This window comes from Flavobacterium sp., from assembly GCF_004211145.1.
Taxonomy (GTDB): Bacteria; Bacteroidota; Bacteroidia; order Flavobacteriales; family Flavobacteriaceae; genus Flavobacterium.
The window spans coordinates 23,452-42,834 of the sequence record NZ_SEBS01000029.1; the positions used below are offsets into that span (position 1 = coordinate 23,452).

Genomic DNA, 19,383 nt, shown 5'->3' on the forward strand with positions numbered 1-19,383 from the left:
ATACGACTATTCGCTATACGTCATAAAATTCTCATTTTAGATAAACAACGTCACGGGATGTACTGAAATAAAAAAGCCCCTGTGGATTACAGGGGCTTTTGCTTATAAATGTTATCGGTTAATTCGCGAGTTTCACGTCGGCGGTGCTTCCGTTGGCGAGTTTCACCTTGGCGATGTATATGCCTTGGGAATACGGGAAAGGTTCCTCGAACAAATTGGAATCCGGCGAGAATGTCACGATGCGTTTTCCGCTGATGTCGAATATTTCAATGCTTTCGATCGTCTCAGGCGATTGCGCGAACAATTTGCCTTCGCTTATAAACGCGGTCAGCGTACTTAGATCGTGATCGCCGACGCCCAATTGCTGGGTCGTGTAGCGCAACAGGAATCTGTCGTTGAAGGTACCGATCGCCGAGTTGAATACATAAGGTGCAACCTTCAAATCATGGATCACGTTGAGCACTTTGTCTTCGAGATATATATTCTGGCCTTCGAACAATCCGTCAAGATGATCGATTCCGATCGTGAACGAAGCGGCAATCGTAGCCTTGTATCCCAACGGAACCATGTCAGCAACTTCAAAAGGAAGTGCGCGTCCTTGAACCGTCAATCGAGTCTCGTCGATAAGAGAATAAAATGTCACGGCATTCGAGGCAAACGTGTCACCGTCGTAAAGTCGGTCCTTGCCATTCGTAGCACCCTCGGCGTAACCCACGAGAATTTGGCTGAAGGCACCCTGGTCATTCGCAAGGTTCAACCAAACCCTGTGTCTTTCGAGGGCAGGCGTCGCATTTGTAAACGGATTCGCCTGTCTGAAAAATACATTATTCAGTCCCGTAACGCGCATGCCGTTATTGAATACGGCGTTTCCTGCGGCAGTAGCCTTTATGAAGAAGCTCTGACCCGAAGCCACGTAACCGCTTGGAGGAGCGCCTCCGTAACCTGAAGGAACTGTAGCCGTTCCACCCATTGCGCTCGTGTAGGTCGCATAATCGCTGGCCGTATAATTACTTTGGAAATTGCCGTAGAAAGGATTCGGATACGCGGCGCTCGGAGGCGAATGGTGCGTCCAGAAATACATCGTTCCATCGAGAATCGCCGCGTTGGCAGGGTGATTCAGGAACAAGTCGGCATCGATCGCTGACGGATACGGATTCCCGATGAGGTTCAATTTATCAAAAACCACGGCAGGAGCGAGGCTTCCTTTTGAAATCGGCGACTGGAAATCACCGTTATTCGGAGTTCCTGTGAATGTCGCGGTGTATGGAGCCGTTATCGCCGGGCTTGTTGAATGTGTATTCGGGGCTCGGACGATATAACCTTTTGCAGGGTTCATGATCGTCGCGACGCTTTCCTGATTCCAGTTTCCGTTCCCGCCTGATATTGATGGATTCCAACTATAGAATTTATCGGGTTGCGTAAGCGCCGACAAATTGCCCAACGTGTAATTGCTTGCAAGCGTAACCGGAGAGTTCCAATACGTATAATCGTAACGATATACCGGAGGCGTAATGCGTTGTATCGTCACAATTCCCGTGTTTGGCACGTTATCGATCTGCACAAGGCTCGCGTCGTTGGCGATAAAGAAAATTCCGCCTGTGTTGACGTTTACGAAATTCGTGACTTCGATAGAATTGTTAGGATTCACGTGGAGATTTCCGCCGTTAAGTACGGTTAAGTTCAACGCGTGCGCAACGAAATTCGTTCCTGAGATTATCGGGTCGTTCGTCACATCGGGAATCACGACGCAATGTGCTGAAGTCGGAACACCTGCCGGAGTCCAGTTCGACGCGTTGTTCCAATCGGTACTTGCCGATCCGTTCCACGATTTACCATTTTGGTTGACGATGACGATGTTACTCGAATTCGAACAATTTTCGCCGTTGAACAAAGACGTTGCAACCAACTGGAAGTACGTGGTCTGCCCCAATACAGGCGGATCGTAACTCGTTCCGGTCGCGATGTTCGTCCACGGACCAGTGGCCGATGGGGCGCTTTGCCATTGATAGCTGATCGATCCCGATCCCGTAGCTGCGATTGTCATCGTAAGAGCCGACGGATCTTCGCCCGCACAAAGATTTTGGTTGCCGGCGATTGTCGCGGCAAAAATTTGGTTCACGAAAACTGTCGCAGGCGTTGTCGTAACCGTACACGGAGAACTGTTGACCGTACCCGTAACCACGCATTGGTAATACAATGTTTGTATCGCTCCCGCAGGCGGATCGTACGAATCGGTCGTCGCACCCAAAATATTGGCATAAGGCCCGGCCGCTGCAGTGCTGCTTTGCCACTGATACGTTAATCCGGTTCCGGTTGCCGCCGTCGTAAACCCGATAGCAGTTGGGTCGCCGCCCATACAAACCGTTCGGTTAGGACCGATCTGCCCGGCTGAGACCGCGTTGAGAGTCGCCGTGACGCAATTCGAATAAGCCGAACAGGAAACGCCGTTCAGCGTTGAGGTCACCACGCGACGGTAATAGGTCGTGTTCGCGATGATCGGTGGATCGTAAAAACTTGAAGTCGCACCGCCAATGTTTGCCCAAGGCGATGATGGATCGCAACTTACCGTATTGCGTTGCCATTGATAGGTCAAAACGCCGTCTCCGGTTGCCGCGGTCGCCTCAGTAAAGACGCTCGGATTGTTGCCGCAAAGCACTTGGTCGATGCCGACGGTTCCGGGATTGACTTGATTGACGGTGACGGTGATGCAAATGCCGGTGTCAGCACAGGCCGACGCTCCGTTCGGAGTCGTGACGCGTCTGAAGTACGTTGTTTGGGTCAATACTCCCGGTGCGTACGTCGCGAGGTTGTTCACGCCCGGCGCATTCGTCCAGGTCGCGCTTCCGCATCCGATCGTGTTGAATTGCCATAAATATGTGATCGTGCCAGTTCCCGTCGCTGCCGTTCCGATCGTGAAAGCCGAAGGAGTCGAACCGCTGCAAATCGTTTGGTTGCCGCTTACGGTTCCCGGATTGATCTGGTTTACAGAGACCATCACGGCATTTGAAAATGCGTTACAGGCCGTTCCGTTAACGGTAGAGATCGTTTCGCGAATAAACCAAGTCGTCTGCGTCAATCCGGCAGGCGGGTCGTAAGTCGTGTTCGTAGCACCTGAAATTGGCGTCCAAGGTCCGGTTGCACTCGTCGTGCTGCTGTGCCAAGCGTAGGTAAGCGTACCGCCTGCGGCTGCTGCGGTTTGTGTCAAATTGTTTGGATCGCCCCCGACGCAAACGCTGTGGTCGGTTCCGATCGATCCCGGAACGACCTGTCTTGCAACTCGAATCGTTATGGTAACCGGAGCTCCCGCGCAAGCACCTGAAGTTCCGCGAGGCGTGATCGTATAGGTAACACTTTGGAAAGTTGCCGCCGTGCTTGTATTGGTAAGTATATCGTTCAATATGAAAGGTGCGCCCGCCGCGGTAGCCGCCGACGTGTACGGGAATGTCAACGAACTCGTCAAGGCTGCGTTCGCACTGCGCGTCACGGTGTAATACATGGTGTCGTCAGTAATGTTTCCATTTACGGTCACGTTGGCGCTCGTTCCGGAACAGATAGTCGTGTTGTTTGCAGGACTTGCGATTATAGCGACTGGTCGTGGGCGAATCGTAAGTGTTATGATTTCAGGTGTGATCGCGCACAGAAACGCGTTGTTGCTCGAACGGTACACTCGAGGCGTGACCGCGATCGACGTCGTGACCGAAGCGTTCGTGTTGTTCGTAGCCGTCAAATTCGGGAAGTTGAACGCCGAATAGATCGCGAAAGTCGTGTTGCCTAAAGGTCCGCCCGTTGCAGGGGAAATGTAAGCGGGATCGGCGGCCCATTGGAACCGCACGTACGACGTCCAGAAGTGAACCGTCGCTATCTCAGGATTGAAAACCGTTCCGCTGCAAACTATGTTGTTCGTGGTTGCGATATCATCGACTATGTCGAACGTAAAGTTGAAATTGTTTACGACTTCCACTGAAACGGATGATGTTGAAAGCACCGAACCGCAACTTCCACTCGTCACGATCAATTGGTAAAACGAGTTGTCCGCACCAAATGCCTGTGTCGGCGCCTGATAGCTTGCTCCCGTTGCTCCGGCTATGTTCGCCCAGGGTCCGGTCGCGGAATCGCTGGTCTGCCATTGGTAAGTATAAGTTCCGGTTCCACCCGTAGGTAAAGTCGTCATCGTGAACGCAGCAGGTTGAGAACCACCGCAAACCGTTTGGGAAGCGCCGATTACAGGCTGTGTCAACGGTGCGTAAACGGTAACAGTTACATCGAACGAATTTTGGCATCCCGCAGGCGTGCGCGTCTCGATCGTAATTGTCGTAATCTGGGTCGTAGCTGTCGTATTTTGCACGTTCGTCGCGTTGATGACGGGAATCGTCGTGCTCCAGCCGGGACTTCCCGCGGCGATGTTGATGATGTTCGTCGTATTCGTGCGCGACCAACGATATTCGGTTCCCGCGACTACTGTCGATGGAACGGCCGTGATCGTCGCTAAATTTCCGCCATGGCAAATATTTTGGCTTACGGGAGTTGCCGTAATTCCAGTCGCAGGCAATATGATCGTTTGAGTCGTGGCCGTCGAACTACATCCGTTCAGCGTGGCCGTAACCGTGAAAATCAAAGTTTGAGGCGAATTGGTCAAGTTGATCCAAGTGCCTGAAATCGTGGCGCCGCTTCCCGATAAAGGGCCGCTGATATTCGCCGAATTATCGCGCGTCCAACTCAAGACCGCCGTTCCGATGTTGCTGCTTATCGTAAGCGGCGTAATCGCGATGTTCGAGCAAACCGATGCTTGGGCAACCGTCACGGTAACGGTCGGTCGAGGATTCACAAGAACTGAAACCGTGACAGGCGTTCCCGGACATCCGGCCGATAAAGGCGTAATCGTAAACGTAGCCGTTTGCGCGGTCGTTGAAGTGTTTGTCATCGAGCCCGTAATGTCGCCCGATCCGTTGTCCAATCCCGTAAGGTTGGCATTTGGCGTGCGAACCCAGGTAAAAGTCGTTCCCGTGGGTTGTGTCGTAATGACGATCGGAACTATCGCAGCTCCCGAACAAACGGTCTGCGTGGCCGGCAAAGCTGTCGCCGAACCCTGTGGATTGATCGTTACCGTTGCAGTCGTCGGCAATGAAACGCAACCGTATTCCGATTCGGTTGTAATCGTGAACGTAACGGTCTGCGGAACCAATGTCGTATTGACGAGCGTTCCGGTTATCGTGTCGCCGAACCCTTCATTAGGCAATCCCGTGACTTCGGTCAGTTTGTCGCGTGTCCAATGATATTGGATCGGGCCGAAAACCGAATTCGGATTGCTCAAAGTAATCGGGCCGATCGCCGTTCCGCTGCAAATAGTTTGTGCGATTGGCAAAGCGGCTGCGTCAGGAGTTGCACGCACGGTGAAAATTACCGTGAATGTCGTGCCGACGCAAGTCCCGTCGGTCGCCGTAACCGTGTAGGTCGCAGTTCCGTCGACGCCCGTCGTGTTGAGCAACGTTTGTGTGACCGACGACAAATTCGTGCCCGTCGTCGCGCCACTCACGCTTCCGATCGGTGAAATCACAGGCGTTGGCCAAGAGTATGTGGTTCCCGCAGGAACGATGTTTCCGCCTCCGTTCGTCGGATTATAAAAAAATGTCGTGCCCGTACAAGCCGTTTGCAACGAGTTCTGTATAAAAGGTCGTGGATTTACGAGGACGTTTACGGTAAACGGAGTGCCCGAGCAACTTCCCGTAGTGCCCGAAGTCGGCGTTACGAGATATGTCGCCGTCAGCGCAGTGTTCGTGTTATTCGTGAGTGTCTGTGAAATGATCGTTTGCGCGCTTGCCGCACTTCCGCCCGTCAAACCTGCAGGCATTGTGGGAGCATTCCATGAATATGTCGTGTTCGCGGGAATGATCGTGGCCGCCGTCGGAACACCGTTTACAGGTAAGACGCTGAACGAGTCGCCGCTGCAGATCGTCGCCGATTGCGTCGGGATAAAAGGACGTTCGTTTACGATCAGTTCAGCCGATGCAGACGATACCGGCGCGCCACATTCATTTGTGACCAGCACGTGATAATTCGTCGAACTGTCGGCCAAAGTCGTCGTCGAAAGATTTAAGGTCGCCGATGTCGCGCCTGAAATCGCACCGCCATCAACTAAAAGCGTCGCTCCGTTATACCATTGGTAATTCAAGTTCACGCCTGAAACTACGACGCCGAACGAAACCGCCGTTCCCGCGCAAACTGTTTGAGTGGCGACAGGTCCCGATGTGATCGATGGCAACGCATTTACGACAAGCGTAGCCATGTTCGAATTTACGGTAGGGCAAGGGCCCGTGCCGTCGACCTCGCAATAGTAATTCGCTGAGGCATCGGCCAACGTGATATTGCTCAACGTGAGCGAATTCGTAAACGCTCCTGAAACGTTTGCCGAATTTACCAAGGGCGTGGAACCCTTATACCATCGATACCCCATTACGGCGCCCGTGGTCGTTATGCTGAAGATTGCCGTGCCACCTTCGCAAACAATTTGCGGCGTAATCGGGTGGGCTGTTATAGTTGCACGTGGTGTTACCGTGACTGATGCTGTGTTCGTAGTGGCGTTTCCGCAGAGTCCCGTAACGACACAATAATAAATATCATTCGTGGTTACATTACTTATGGTCAGGAATGACGTGTTAGCGCCTGAAATATTCCCACCATTACTCAAAGCGCCCGCGCCGTTGAACCATTGATAGTTTAAAAGGGAGCCCACTGCGCTCACGGTGAAACCGGTGGTGCCGCCGGAACAGACCTGTTGTGATCCTATGAATGCCGTTAGGCTGGTAACAGGACTTACGATAACTGATTTCGTTGCCGTACATCCCGTCGTGCTCGTGAACCTGATTGTGGCGAATCCACCGAACAATCCAGTGATTACGCCGCTAGGCGACACCAAGGCGAATCCCGGAGTATCGCTGCTCCAGGTTCCCGATGTACTGGATGTTGCAGTTATAGTCGATCCGACGCAAACCGACGAAGGTCCGCCAAGAACAGGCGTGTCTATCGTAAAGTTGGCTTCGGCGTAATTTCCGCCCAATGTGACGCGTATCGGTCCCGATGTCGCGCCTGCGGGAATGGTCACGGTCATCGATGTCGCTGTGGCTGAAACGACCGTGGCAGGAATTCCATTGAACGTAACGGTTGCTCCTGTGAAATTTGTTCCGGTTAGGATTATGTTGTTTCCAATGCAACCGCTTGTAGGGTTGACTAATGAGATTGTTGGTTTTATATACGTTATTGTTATTCGGCCGGTTCCGCCATCACCGCCGATCCGCGAAGTAGTTCCAAAGAAAGAATAAGCTTCGCCTCCGCCGCCGCCGCCGCCGGGAGCTCCGCCCGGAAGGCCGTTTACATTAGCCTGTCCTGGACCGCCGCCACCACCACTGGATGCAGTTCCTCCGTTTCCTCCAGTTCCACCTCCGCCCGCAGTTCCGTTTCCACCCGCAGTATTTGTCGTTCCACCCGACGCACTTCCACCTATTCCACCCGCGCCACCATTACGTGTCCCACCTGCGCCGCCAAATCCAATCATGGTAGTAGCGGGAAATGGTAGGGTAATTTGTGACGCGGTACCTGACGCCGATGTAGCCACTTGGGTCGCCACACCGCCAATACCAGTCGTGAAGGCTAGAAACTGAAGCGGCGTAACCGCTACATTGTTTCGCGTTGCGTAACCACCAGCACCACCTCCGGAACCAGCGTCATTGTTAGTGTTTGATGCGCCTCCGGAACCTCCGCCGCCCCAAACCTGTACACTTATTTGAGTGACGCCAACTGGCACTTGCCAATTCCCGGAACCAGGAGGTAATGTGCTCACTGTAGCCTGCGAAAATATCGGTGAGGAAAAAAATAAACCGAGAATCAAAAACGAAATGGTTTTCAGTCCGTTTAAGAAATTTATTTTTCCTAATTTATTTGAAATCAAGTAATTGTATTTCATGTCATTGCAATTTAATCAAGCTACAAATTTACCTAGCGGTGTGTATTTATGTTCTTTTTATGGATGACGAGCACCAATAATCGACAAAATGCGAATTTTCAGGATTCGTTTGCGTTTTGTCGTCGTAAACTGCACGTTTACAGGCGATGCCAAAATATCAATCGATGTAGTTCATCGAAGATTTTAGCACATTTTTAAAAGCTTTCGTTTTTGGAATTCAGGATGAAGTGGCTTTCCTGATTTTGTCGGATGTAAAATAACGAAACAAAATTCGTAATATAAATCCCCATTTTTAGGGATTTTTCTATTTTTGGAACTAATCTCCGCGACATGTCGAAACGCTTGATTCTCTTATTGCTGATTTTTACATCGTTGGCCTTTTCACAGTCTGACGAAAAAAAAGCGGAACAGTTTTTCGAACAGAAGAAATACTCCGAGGCAAAGGCGATTTATCTTGAAATCTATTCCCGACAACCGTCAAATGCGAACGTCGTCGAACATCTTGGTGATTTGAGTGCGATCGGAAAAAAATGGCAAACCGCCTCGCATTACTACAACAAACTCGTTGCGCTAAACCCTAATGATCCTGAAGCGCATTACAAATTCGGCGGCGCGATGGCGATGGACGCTGCCCAGACCAACAAATTGCGCGCACTCACGATGATTTCTAACATCGAGGCTTCGTTTGAAAAAGCGATCAGGCTCGATCCGAAACATATAAATGCACGTTGGGCGCTCATTGAATTCTATCTGCAACTTCCGGGAATTTTCGGCGGCAGCGAATCGAAAGCCGCGCAATACGCCAACGAACTCGCCAAACTTTCGCCCGTAGATCATTACCTTGCGAAAGCCCGAATCGACGAATATTTCGAACGGTACGAAAAGGCCGAGAAGAATTATGTGAAGGCACACGAGATCGGCCAGTCGGAAACCACGAAACGAAAACTCGCGTCGATACGTATCAAACTCAAAAACGCAAGTTCCTAACACAAGCATCCAACGGAAGGCAAGCACTCAAATCAACGAATCAACAAATCAACAAATCAACAATGAAAACCCACTTCATCGCCATCGGCGGCTCAGCCATGCACAATCTCGCTCTCGCGCTTCATTCAAAAGGATATCAGGTCACGGGAAGCGACGACGCGATTTTCGAACCGTCGCGCACGCGATTGGAAAAGAAAGGTTTGTTGCCAAGTGAAATGGGTTGGTTTCCTGAAAAGATCACGGCCGACATCGAAGCGGTAATCCTCGGAATGCACGCAAAATCCGATAATCCCGAATTGCTCAAAGCCGAAGAACTCGGACTCAAAATCTATTCATACCCTGAATTCCTATACGAACAATCGAAACACAAGACCCGCGTCGTCATTGGTGGATCGCACGGGAAAACCACGATCACCTCGATGATTTTGCACGTGATGCATTACCACGACATCAACGTCGACTATATGGTAGGTGCGCAATTAGAAGGTTTCGACACGATGGTGCATTTGACTGAGGACAATGATTTCATCGTTTTGGAAGGCGACGAGTACTTGTCGTCCCCGAGTGATCTGCGTCCGAAATTCCATTTATATAATCCGAACATCGCATTGATTTCAGGCATCGCATGGGATCATATAAACGTGTTTCCGACGTATGAGAATTACGTCGAACAATTCGAGATCTTCATCCAAAAAATCACCAACGGCGGCATGCTCGTGTACAACGCCGACGATTCTGAAGTGAAACGCGTAGCCGAAGCGGCAACCAATCCGATCCGGAAAGTCGCCTACTCAACTCCCGAGTACACGGTCGAAAAAGGAAGGACGCTTCTCGAAACGCCTGAAGGCCCGATGCCGATCGAAGTTTTCGGGCGCCACAACCTGAACAATCTCGCGGGAGCGAAATGGATCTGCCAGGCTATGGGCGTCGACGAAGCCGATTTTTACGAAGCGATCGCAACGTTCAAAGGCGCGTCGAAACGTCTCGAGAAAATCGCCGAGAACGAAAAAAACGTCGCCTACAAAGACTTCGCGCATTCACCGAGTAAAGTCGCGGCAACTACCAAAGCGGTCAAGGAACAATATCCCGATCGCAAACTGGTCGCGTGTCTGGAACTCCATACGTATAGTTCGTTGAATCCCGAATTCCTCAAGGAATATGAAGGCGCGCTCGATGCCGCCGACGTTGCCGTTGTTTTCTATTCGCCTGAAGCCGTGAAGATCAAGCGCCTCGAGGAAATTTCGTCAGCGCAGATTGCAACCGCATTCAATCGCGAGGACCTGATAATTTACACGAATCCCGATGCGTTCAAGGAATATCTGTTCCACTTGAAATTCGATACTGAAGGAATCGCGTTGTTGCTCATGAGTTCGGGGAATTACGGCGGTTTGAATTTCGATGAGATCAAGACGTTGATTTGATTTCTGGGCATGAACGAAACAGATAAGGCGTTTTTCGAAAACTCTGAAGAACTCATCAACTGGACGTATCCGGGCGCGACTTTGTATTATAAGGATTGCGATCTGACCGACAAAGTTCGGAGTCAATTCACCGTCGGGAAAATCCTCAGGAACGGGTACATGCTCGACGTGAGCAGTCGCGGCGGCGGTTTGAAGTTCAATACGCGCTTTTTGATCGCGTCGTCCAAAGCCGCAAAACTTTACGAAGTCAATCCCGACAATACCAAATACGGGCATTGTTGCCTCAACATCGACAGTTATCTGAAAGTGCTCGACGTGTATGAATTGAACGGAAAAACGCAGATCTTCCTGTTGCACATTCCCGCGAAAGGCGTCGATTTTTTCCGACGGACAACCACGAATCTCGACACCCAAATCATCGCCAAAGCACGCGAAGGTTTTGAGAACAAGATTGGCTTGGAACCCATTCCCGAACTACTTGAGAAATTTTGGGTCGATCGCGTGAATTTTCCCGTCGGAATGGATGGTTACGACCGTTTTTATCCGATGTCGGAAATCTCCAAATTGCCCGGAGTGATTGGCGAAACGTATCGCGGAGTACGAAGTCTGATCAAGGATTCGTCAGGTCTCAATACGCCCGAACCGAATTTCAATTTCATCGGTGAAGAACCGAAACGCAACGGTTTCTGGAAAAGCCTGTTCGGTAAAAAGTAGCGAAAAAGCACTCGATCACGCCTATTCAAAATTGTCAATTGTCAGTTATCAATTATCAATTATCAATTATCAATTGGAGATTCCGATCCATATCTAAAACAACACATCCAAAATGGGAAACCACAAAACGTTTAAAACAAAAACCGGATATTGCCACATCACTGACACGCAAATCATACTCACTAAACGCGACGTGCTCGGTGATTTTTCAAAATCCGGATCACCTGATAAAATTGCAATGATTCTAATTGTATACGTTTTGTTGGGCATTTTTCTGGCTTATCTCAGCGTAAGCGATTTCCAGCAACGCAAATACCCGACGGCATTGATGTATGCTTTAGTTGGAGCGTATCTCATTTATGGTGTGATAAAAAGCCGTAACAATTCTGCGACACCCGTAATCGAGCGCAAGTCAATCCAAAAAGTGAATTTTATTCAAGCCAGGACCGGAGCGACGCGAGCGTGTTTCGAAGTGATTTTCAAAAATCAAAAAGGAAACCTCAAGACACGCCTGATTTTTTTGCCGGGTTCATTGAGCAATGGGAAAGCCGCGACCGATGATGCGCTTCGTGTTTTTAAGCATGAAAATCTTATCGACTGACTTTAGGGCAACAGTTTTCAGAACCCGTCAGCCCAGAACTTCTCGTATCCGAAAACCCTCGGAAAAACCGCTTAACTTCCCTTAACTATCTCAATTGTTCAAAGAATGTTAAGCAAAACTGTCCATTATCAATTATCAATTGTCAATTATCCATTGTCAATTATCAATCACCCCCATACCGAAAATGCCCCACGATCTCATACTTAAACAAACAATCTTCCAAAACCTGTCCGCCGCCGACGTTGTGCACGATGAGGTTGCGTTTTCCATCAGTCGTTTTCCTGTTGGTCACGATTCCGATGTGCGGCAGTTTATCGCTGATCATCCAAGTCACCAGATCTCCTGTCTTATAATCGGAAGCATTTCGCGTCACGGCTGATTTTTTTCCTTTTCGCGTAAAGAAAACCTCGAGATTAGGCACGCGTCGGTGATCGATGTTCATGTCGGGTTTTTTCAATCCCCATTTCGTGGGATATTTCGAGAAATTACGGGCCATGTCCTCATGCACTTCTTTTTGCAGGTCGATTCCGAGTTTGCGGTACGATCGGATCACGACGTCGGTGCAAACGCCTTTGTCTTTGGGAACGTCGCCGTTGGGATATTTGATCGTAAAGTATTTCGGGTCGTAGGTTACTTTGTCTTTCGTGACTGAAATTGCCGCGTCCGAGAGTTTTGTGTAAAAATTTTCGTCGGGAACGATTAAAATTCCCAAGACGATGAACAGCGCGTATATGATTTTCATAAATTAGTCATCTGGTTTGCAGCTTCTAACGAATATGCGAACGCGAATATTTCAACGCCATCTAAATTTTTACACGCCATGAGTGAAACTACTTCTTTCCCGATGCGCCAATGGTCCGAGGACGACCGACCGCGCGAAAAATTAATCCTCAAAGGCCGCGCTGCATTAAGCGACGCCGAACTTATCGCGATCCTTATCGGGTCGGGCAGCCGAAACGAAACCGCGGTCGACCTTAGCAAGCGAATCCTGTCGAATGCCGGAAACAACCTGAACGAACTGTCGCGCATGACATTGTCGCAACTGCTCGCGTTCAAAGGGATCGGCGAAGCGAAAGCGGTCGCGATTTCAGCGGCGATGGAACTTGGCAGGCGAAAACGCGAATCGGAAGCGCGCGAATTGTCGAAAATTTCATCAAGCCACGACGTTTTTCAGGTCATGCAACCGCTGATCGGTGAATTGCCTCACGAGGAATTCTGGATTTTGTACCTTAATAATTCGAACAAGATCCTGCACAAATCGTTGCTGTCTCGCGGCGGAATTACCGGGACGGTCGTCGACGTGAGGCTCGCCTTCAAAACCGCGTTGCTGCAAAGCGCGACGGGAATGATCTTGTGCCACAACCATCCGTCGGGAACATTGAAAGCGAGCGAAGCCGACAAGCAGATCACGCGCAAGATAAAACTCGCGGGAGAGAATCTCGACATCAAAGTGCTCGATCACTTGATCGTGACGGAAACCGCTTATTTCAGTTTCTCGGACGAAGGAATTTTATGATTTGTTTTTTATGGACAAATGTCGTATTTTTACAGACAAATGACGTAAATCTTGAATCATGAAAAAAGTAGCCGCAAATTCAGACATACAGCTCGACGAAGCCGTGCGCTCTTTTGTATTTAAAGTAGGGCAGGAATCGAACCTTTCGATCGTGAAGGACGACGACATCACCTATAGGAGTTTCCTGTCAGACAAACTGCTCATCGTACATTCGATCAGGCGCGGTATTCCGTACCAATTGTATGAGATGATCAGCGAAAGATTGCCGTTCCGTCAGGAAGATTGGGCCGAATTCCTCGGGATTTCGCCACGTACGATGTTGCGCAACAAAGCCAAACAGGATTATGTGTTCGAATCGATACCGTCTGAGAAAATCCTTGAACTGGCCGAAGTCACATCGCTCGGAAAAGAAGTTTTCGACAATGAAGAACAGTTCTACCTGTGGCTAAGCACGCCCAATTTCGCACTCGGAAATCTCAAGCCGCTCGAACTTCTCAAGGATTCGTACGGAAAGGAAATGGTCGTGAGCGAATTGCATAAGATCGATCTGGGTATCTTCATCTGATGGAAGTTTTCAGGCTTCAAAACCGGAAATATCCAATCGAACTTTCGGGCAAAGGCGCGGCGATGATCGGTGCGCGTTGGAATTCGAAAGGGACCGAGGTGATTTACACGGCCCAAAACCGCGCGCTTGCAATGGCCGAAGTCGCCGTGCATTTGACGATGGCGATGTTGCCGTCGAAATTTTGCATGATATCCGTGAATATTCCCGATTCGATTGCCATAAAAACCGTGAAGACAAGCGAATTGCCAAAAGGCTGGAATTCGTTTCCCGAGATGTCGGGCACGCAAAAACTCGGCGACAAATGGTTGTTCGATGGCGAATTTTGCGTGATAAAAGTGCCGTCGGCGGTGGTGAAAGGCGAATTCAATTTCTTGATAAACCCGCGTCACAAGGATTTCAGACGCATAAAGATTACGCACGAGGAAGATTTTCCGTTCGACAAACGCATTTTCAGTTAATTAAATCTAACGATTTACATTTTTTTGGCGCAGGTCGTTATCTTTGCGCGAATACGCTATGATGACAGCCGCAGTTTCAGATGTTTTTTTTGACCTCGACCACACGCTTTGGGATTTCGAGAAAAATTCGGCTTTGGCATTCACGACGATTTTTCGCGACATGTCAATCGACATCGACCTTGATGCGTTCCTGAAAATTTACGTTCCGATCAATCACGAATATTGGGAACTGTATAGACATGATAAAATTTCGCATGAGGAATTGCGTTACGGTCGCGTCCGAAAGTCGTTCGAGAAGCTTGGGGTTGATATTTCAGATGATTTGGTCCACGATATTTCGGTCGAATATATAAAGCATTTGCCGCTCAATAACCATTTGTTTGACGGTACGATCGAAATTTTGGATTACCTGAGAAGCAAATATAAATTGCATATCATTACGAACGGTTTTCACGAAGTGCAACAATTGAAGCTCGATAATTCGGGCATCGGACATTATTTCGATACGGTCACGAATTCAGAAATGGCCGGAGTCAAGAAACCGAACCCGCAGATTTTCGAATACGCACTCGCGTCGGCGAAAGCACAAAAAGAAAAAAGCGTCATGATTGGCGATTGCATCGATGCCGATGTTCGCGGCGCGCTGAATTGCGGTTTGGACGCGATACATTTTTGCATTGACGACGCCATCTCGCACGAAGGCATAAAAAAAATAACCAAACTACAAGAATTAAAAAAGTATCTCTGATATGAAAAAGTTTATCGCAGTGGCTTTGCTGCTCGTCACCACGTTTGCAGTCGCACAAAATGATCCTTCGGTAATCAACAATTACAAGGTGGCAATCGTGCCGAAGAAATTTTCGTTCCTCAAAGAAGAAGACCAATATCGTCTCAACACACTTACGAAAATGTATATGGAAAAATACGGTTTCAAGGCGTATTTTGATACGGACGAAATACCGCCCGATGATTATGTTGAGGAATATGCGAAGGTTTTTGTCGACCTGATCACCGAAACGAACATGTTCCAAACCAAAGTCATCGTGGTGTTGCGCGATTACAAAAAGAAAGAGTTGTTTAGGACTGAGGCGGGAAAAAGCCGCGACAAGGATTATAAGACGTCCTACCAGCAGGCATTACGTGAAGCGTTCAACTATTTCAATACGCTGGGTTACGAATACAACGGAGGCTCGGGGCTTGCGGTTTTGGCGCCACCACCGCCTCCGACGAGAGTTTCCACGCCAGTCAAAGAAAGCAAACCTGTCGTGGTCGACAAAAACACGCTGTTTGCGCAGCCTGTAGAGAATGGATTTCAATTGGTTGATACGACGCCTAAAGTAATTTTCAAGCTTAGAAAGACATCTTCCGACAAAGTCTATATGGCCGAAAAAGGCACGCAAGCCGGAACATTGATTGAAAAAGAAGACGGGAAATGGGTTTTCGAATCCTACGTCGACGGAAAACTCGTAACTGAAACCGTGTCGGTCAAATTCTAATAATCGTAACGGTTCTTCCAACGATTCTTTAGGAATTCGCGCGTGGAGTTTTCACGTGAGTTGTTTCCGGGTTCGTAGATTTTCGTGCCCTTCAAAGCGTCGGGCAAGAAATCCTGGTCTACGAAATTGTTGTCGTAACTGTGGGCGTATTTGTATTCGTCCCCGTAGCCCAATTCCTTCATAAGTTTCGTTGGCGCGTTTCTCAGGTGCAACGGAACCGGCAAATCCCCGTGCTGCCGAACCAGTTGCTGCGCTTTTCCGATCGCCTCATAACTTGCGTTGCTTTTTGGTGAAGTCGCCAAATAGACGGCACATTGGCTTAGGATTATGCGGCTTTCGGGATATCCGATGGTCGTCACGGCCTGAAACGTATTGTTTGCGATCACGAGTGCCGTCGGGTTTGCGTTGCCGATGTCTTCGCTTGCCAAAATCAACATTCTCCTCGCTATGAATTTCACGTCCTCGCCACCTTCGATCATGCGTGCGAGCCAATAGACCGCGCCGTTCGGATCAGAACCGCGCATCGATTTGATGAATGCCGAGATGATATCGTAATGCTGTTCGCCCGTCTTGTCGTACAAAACCGTGTTCTGTTGCGCGATTTTCAGGACCATATCATTCGTGATCGTGATCGAATCGCCTCCGGTCGCATTGATGACGAGTTCGAAGACGTTGAGCAGTTTCCGGCCGTCGCCTCCTGACAAACGCAAAAGCGCTTCGGTTTCCTTGAGCTTTATTTTCTTGGATTTGAGCACGACGTCGGTTTTGATCGCGCGTTGCAAAAGCGCTTCGAGATCCTCGCGTGAGAACGGATTGAGCACGTAAACCTGACAACGCGACAGTAAAGCGGGAATTACTTCGAAGCTCGGGTTCTCGGTCGTGGCTCCGATTAATGTGACCCAACCTTTCTCGACGGCCGCGAGCAGCGAATCCTGTTGGGATTTACTGAAGCGGTGGATCTCATCGATGAACAGGATCGGGTTTTTCGCCGTGAACAAACCGCCTGACGCTTTGGCCTTGTCGATGACTTCGCGCACGTCTTTCACGCCAGCGTTTATCGCGCTCAAAATATAAAAAGGGCGTTGCGATTGTTGGGCGATGATCTGCGCCAACGTCGTTTTTCCGGTTCCGGGCGGTCCCCAAAAAATGAGCGAAGGCACGACGCCGCGCGCGATTTGTTGCGTGAGCGAACCTTCAGGCCCGACGAGATGTAACTGGCTTATGTAGTCCTCGAGCGTGGTCGGGCGAATGCGTTCTGCGAGCGGTGCTTCCATTTTACAAAAATACAGGATTTGGAGTTTAGAGTTTTATATAGTTTAGCGTTTAAGGTTTAAAGTTTTGGGGTCGGACTTTAGGACTTTAGCACCGAGCACTTCAGCACTAACTGACAAAATTTCACTACTTTTCAATTGGTCGCGTTTTTGAAGGCTGCGCGTCAACATAACCAACTCGTCAGTCTTTCGACTTTCGATTTTTGACTTTCGACTGATATGAACGACAACTACTTTAAATACACGCCATCGGTAATCCTTTTTCCATTATTGTTCGCGTCCATCATTTGGGGCGTGTACTTTTTGGAAAACTACTTCAATCTGGATCTGCATTATCTCGCGATTTTGCCGAGAACGGTTCAGGGATTGCCCGGAATTTTCACGAGCGCGTTTCTGCACGGGAGTCTGGAGCACATTGCGAACAACTCGGTTCCGTTGGTTATTTTGATGGCCGCGCTGATTTATTTCTATCGTGAACTTTCGCTGAAGGTAATTTTCTTCGGAATATTGGTTTCGGGCGCGTTCACGTGGATTTTTGGCCGACAGGATTATCATTTGGGCGCCAGCGGCTTGATCTACGTATTGTTCAGCTTCATATTTTTCAAGGGAATTTTGACGAAATATTACCGACTCGTCGCGCTTTCGCTCGCTGTGATCATGAGTTACGGCGGAATGGTCTGGTACGTTTTCCCGGGAATCGAGGAACGCATTTCATGGGAAGGACATCTTGGCGGTTTCCTCGCGGGATTGTTGTTCGCATTCATTTACAAGACACCCGAATACCACGAAATGCTACGTTATGATTGGCAGCAACCTGATTTCGATCCGAGTCAGGACGCGTTCATGAGACGATTCGATGAGAATGGGAACTTTGTGAATCCGCCGCCGCCTGAAGTTGTAGAAGATCAGGCAGTTAACGAACACCCTGTCAGGGTCGTTTATGACTTTATAGAGAAAAAACCGGAATCGGAGACGAATTCCTAGCCCGGATGGAAGCGGTTAGCCTTTTGAGAAAAACGGCTTGGTTTTGTTGGCAAGCCGAAGCGACCGGAGGAAGCTTCAGGTTTGGCTTACAAAAGCAGGCGTTTTTTAAAAAGCTAAAAGCGGACAGCCGGAAATTGCTACAAATAAGGAAAAGGTTTTTTGGACAATTAAGATAGTTGAGGCTAGTTAAGACTTTTACTCATCCCACAAGATTTTTTAAAACATTAAGAGCATTAAGTTCATTAAGACTACCAATTCTTAATGAACTTAATGCTCTTAATGGTAAGAAAGGAAATGGGTGAAATTTATAGCCTTAACTACTCTTAACTATCTTAATTGTTTAAAAATCTAAACCGTTCTTTGACGGACGGCTTCATACAAAAATGCACCGCAAGCGACCGAAACGTTCAAAGATCCAATCGTCCCAAACATAGGCAATTTCGCTTTTTCGTCAACGATTTTCAACACCGACGGATTCACGCCGCGGTCTTCAGAACCCATGATGATCGCAACCGGTTCGTTGAAATTGATGTCATAGATGCTCGATTCGGTCTTCTCGGTCGCAGCGACGGTCTTGATGCCTGAACCTTGAAGGTAAAAAATCGCGTCCTTGATGTGCTCGACCTTGCAGATCGGAACATTGAATACCGCTCCGGCCGACGTTTTCACGGTGTCGCCGTTCACGGGAGCCGAGCCCGCTTTTTGCACGATGATGCCGTTTACGCCCGTACATTCGGCGGTTCGGATAATCGCTCCGAAGTTTCTCGCATCGCTGAGTTGATCCAAGATCAAAAACAACGGCGTTTTGCCTGATTCGGTGACTTCGTTGATAAGCGTTTCCATGTCGTAGAACGAAATCGGGGCAATCGTAGCGACCGCACCCTGGTGGTTCAGACTCGTCAACCTATTGAGTTTTTCGACGGGAACGTATGAGAAATTGATGTTATTCCTTTTAAGCGCCGACATGAGTTCGCGCATCAGATCGCCCTGCGCGTCCTTTTGGATAAAGACTTTGTCGATTTCCTTTTTATTGCGGATGGCTTCGATGATGGCGCGGATGCCGAAAATTTGTGATTCTTGTTCCATGGGCGCAAAGGTAAGTGTTTTTGGACACAAGGCGCGAAGGTTTTTAAGGGTCAATGGATTTTGACACAAAGGCACAAAGCAGCGAAGACACGAAGATTTTTTGCCTATTGTTTTCGAAGCCAATTTGGGACGGTTAGTTCCGGATTAGCTCACGACGGATAAATATTGAAAAACCATGAGCGCGCGAAGTCACTAAGTTTTATTTTGTGGTACGCGTTGTTTTTTCTGATTTTAACAAACGGTGTGTTCGTTTTACCACGAAAGTGCGAAGTTTTGCATTTTAAAAACCAATTTGATAAAAACCAGTTTGACAAAAAACAGAAAACG

At 48.9% G+C, this 19,383-nt stretch carries 14 protein-coding genes; 10 read left to right on the forward strand and 4 right to left on the reverse strand.

The window, feature by feature from the left end; translation table 11 throughout:
* Nucleotides 1-118: 118 nt before the first annotated feature.
* Nucleotides 119-7,957 (reverse strand): PKD-like domain-containing protein, encoded by a 7,839-nt coding sequence (locus EOO50_RS13040; protein WP_290840712.1) that lies wholly within the window; start codon nucleotides 7,955-7,957, stop codon nucleotides 119-121.
* A 330-nt stretch (nucleotides 7,958-8,287) separates the two neighbouring features.
* Between EOO50_RS13040 and EOO50_RS13045 the strand changes: the two genes are divergently transcribed.
* The 4 genes from EOO50_RS13045 (at nucleotide 8,288) to EOO50_RS13060 (ending at nucleotide 11,680) form a co-directional block, all read left to right on the forward strand.
* A complete protein-coding gene (locus EOO50_RS13045) occupies nucleotides 8,288-8,944 on the forward strand; it encodes a hypothetical protein (RefSeq protein WP_290840713.1) in 657 nt (218 codons plus the stop codon).
* Between the two features lie 62 nt (nucleotides 8,945-9,006).
* Complete coding sequence (locus EOO50_RS13050; protein WP_290840714.1) at nucleotides 9,007-10,365, forward strand: Mur ligase family protein; 1,359 nt, start codon at nucleotides 9,007-9,009, stop codon at nucleotides 10,363-10,365.
* Between the two features lie 9 nt (nucleotides 10,366-10,374).
* A complete protein-coding gene (locus tag EOO50_RS13055; RefSeq protein WP_290840715.1) occupies nucleotides 10,375-11,079 on the forward strand; it encodes a hypothetical protein in 705 nt (234 codons plus the stop codon).
* A gap of 238 nt (nucleotides 11,080-11,317) precedes the next feature.
* A complete protein-coding gene (locus EOO50_RS13060) occupies nucleotides 11,318-11,680 on the forward strand; it encodes a phosphoribosylaminoimidazolesuccinocarboxamide synthase (protein ID WP_290840716.1) in 363 nt (120 codons plus the stop codon).
* A gap of 163 nt (nucleotides 11,681-11,843) precedes the next feature.
* Here the strand turns inward: EOO50_RS13060 and EOO50_RS13065 are convergent, their stop codons facing one another.
* Nucleotides 11,844-12,422 carry a DUF1287 domain-containing protein gene (locus tag EOO50_RS13065; protein ID WP_290840717.1) on the reverse strand — a complete coding sequence of 193 codons (579 nt, stop codon included), beginning with the start codon at nucleotides 12,420-12,422 and terminating at the stop codon, nucleotides 11,844-11,846.
* Between the two features lie 78 nt (nucleotides 12,423-12,500).
* Between EOO50_RS13065 and radC the strand changes: the two genes are divergently transcribed.
* The 5 genes from radC to EOO50_RS13090 are packed head-to-tail and all read left to right on the forward strand — an operon-like array spanning nucleotide 12,501 to nucleotide 15,715.
* A complete protein-coding gene (gene radC / locus EOO50_RS13070) occupies nucleotides 12,501-13,196 on the forward strand; it encodes a DNA repair protein RadC (RefSeq protein ID WP_290840718.1) in 696 nt (231 codons plus the stop codon).
* A 58-nt stretch (nucleotides 13,197-13,254) separates the two neighbouring features.
* On the forward strand, nucleotides 13,255-13,761 hold the full coding sequence (locus EOO50_RS13075; protein ID WP_290840719.1) for an antitoxin Xre/MbcA/ParS toxin-binding domain-containing protein: 507 nt from the start codon (nucleotides 13,255-13,257) through the stop codon (nucleotides 13,759-13,761).
* Nucleotides 13,761-14,219, forward strand: a complete 459-nt coding sequence (locus tag EOO50_RS13080; protein WP_290840720.1) for an RES family NAD+ phosphorylase — start codon at nucleotides 13,761-13,763, stop codon at nucleotides 14,217-14,219. Before EOO50_RS13075 ends, EOO50_RS13080 begins: the two co-directional genes overlap by 1 nt.
* Before the next feature lie 58 nt (nucleotides 14,220-14,277).
* Nucleotides 14,278-14,967 carry a YjjG family noncanonical pyrimidine nucleotidase gene (locus EOO50_RS13085; RefSeq protein WP_363331755.1) on the forward strand — a complete coding sequence of 230 codons (690 nt, stop codon included), beginning with the start codon at nucleotides 14,278-14,280 and terminating at the stop codon, nucleotides 14,965-14,967.
* A 1-nt stretch (nucleotide 14,968) separates the two neighbouring features.
* A complete protein-coding gene (locus EOO50_RS13090) occupies nucleotides 14,969-15,715 on the forward strand; it encodes a hypothetical protein (RefSeq protein ID WP_290840721.1) in 747 nt (248 codons plus the stop codon).
* On the opposite strand, the gene EOO50_RS13095 is transcribed toward EOO50_RS13090, so the two are convergent.
* The gene (locus tag EOO50_RS13095; RefSeq protein WP_290840722.1) at nucleotides 15,712-16,989 is read right to left on the reverse strand and encodes a replication-associated recombination protein A; all 1,278 of its coding nucleotides are present in this window, start codon (nucleotides 16,987-16,989) and stop codon (nucleotides 15,712-15,714) included. The two genes, EOO50_RS13090 and EOO50_RS13095, sit on opposite strands and share 4 nt — an antisense overlap.
* 216 nt (nucleotides 16,990-17,205) lie before the next feature.
* Between EOO50_RS13095 and EOO50_RS13100 the strand changes: the two genes are divergently transcribed.
* Nucleotides 17,206-17,970 (forward strand): rhomboid family intramembrane serine protease, encoded by a 765-nt coding sequence (locus EOO50_RS13100; RefSeq protein ID WP_290840723.1) that lies wholly within the window; start codon nucleotides 17,206-17,208, stop codon nucleotides 17,968-17,970.
* A gap of 348 nt (nucleotides 17,971-18,318) precedes the next feature.
* Here EOO50_RS13100 and rlmB read toward each other — a convergent pair whose 3' ends face one another.
* Nucleotides 18,319-19,056: a 23S rRNA (guanosine(2251)-2'-O)-methyltransferase RlmB gene (rlmB, locus tag EOO50_RS13105; protein WP_290840724.1), complete on the reverse strand. Its 738-nt coding sequence runs from the start codon at nucleotides 19,054-19,056 to the stop codon at nucleotides 18,319-18,321.
* Between the last annotated feature and the right edge of the window lie 327 nt (nucleotides 19,057-19,383).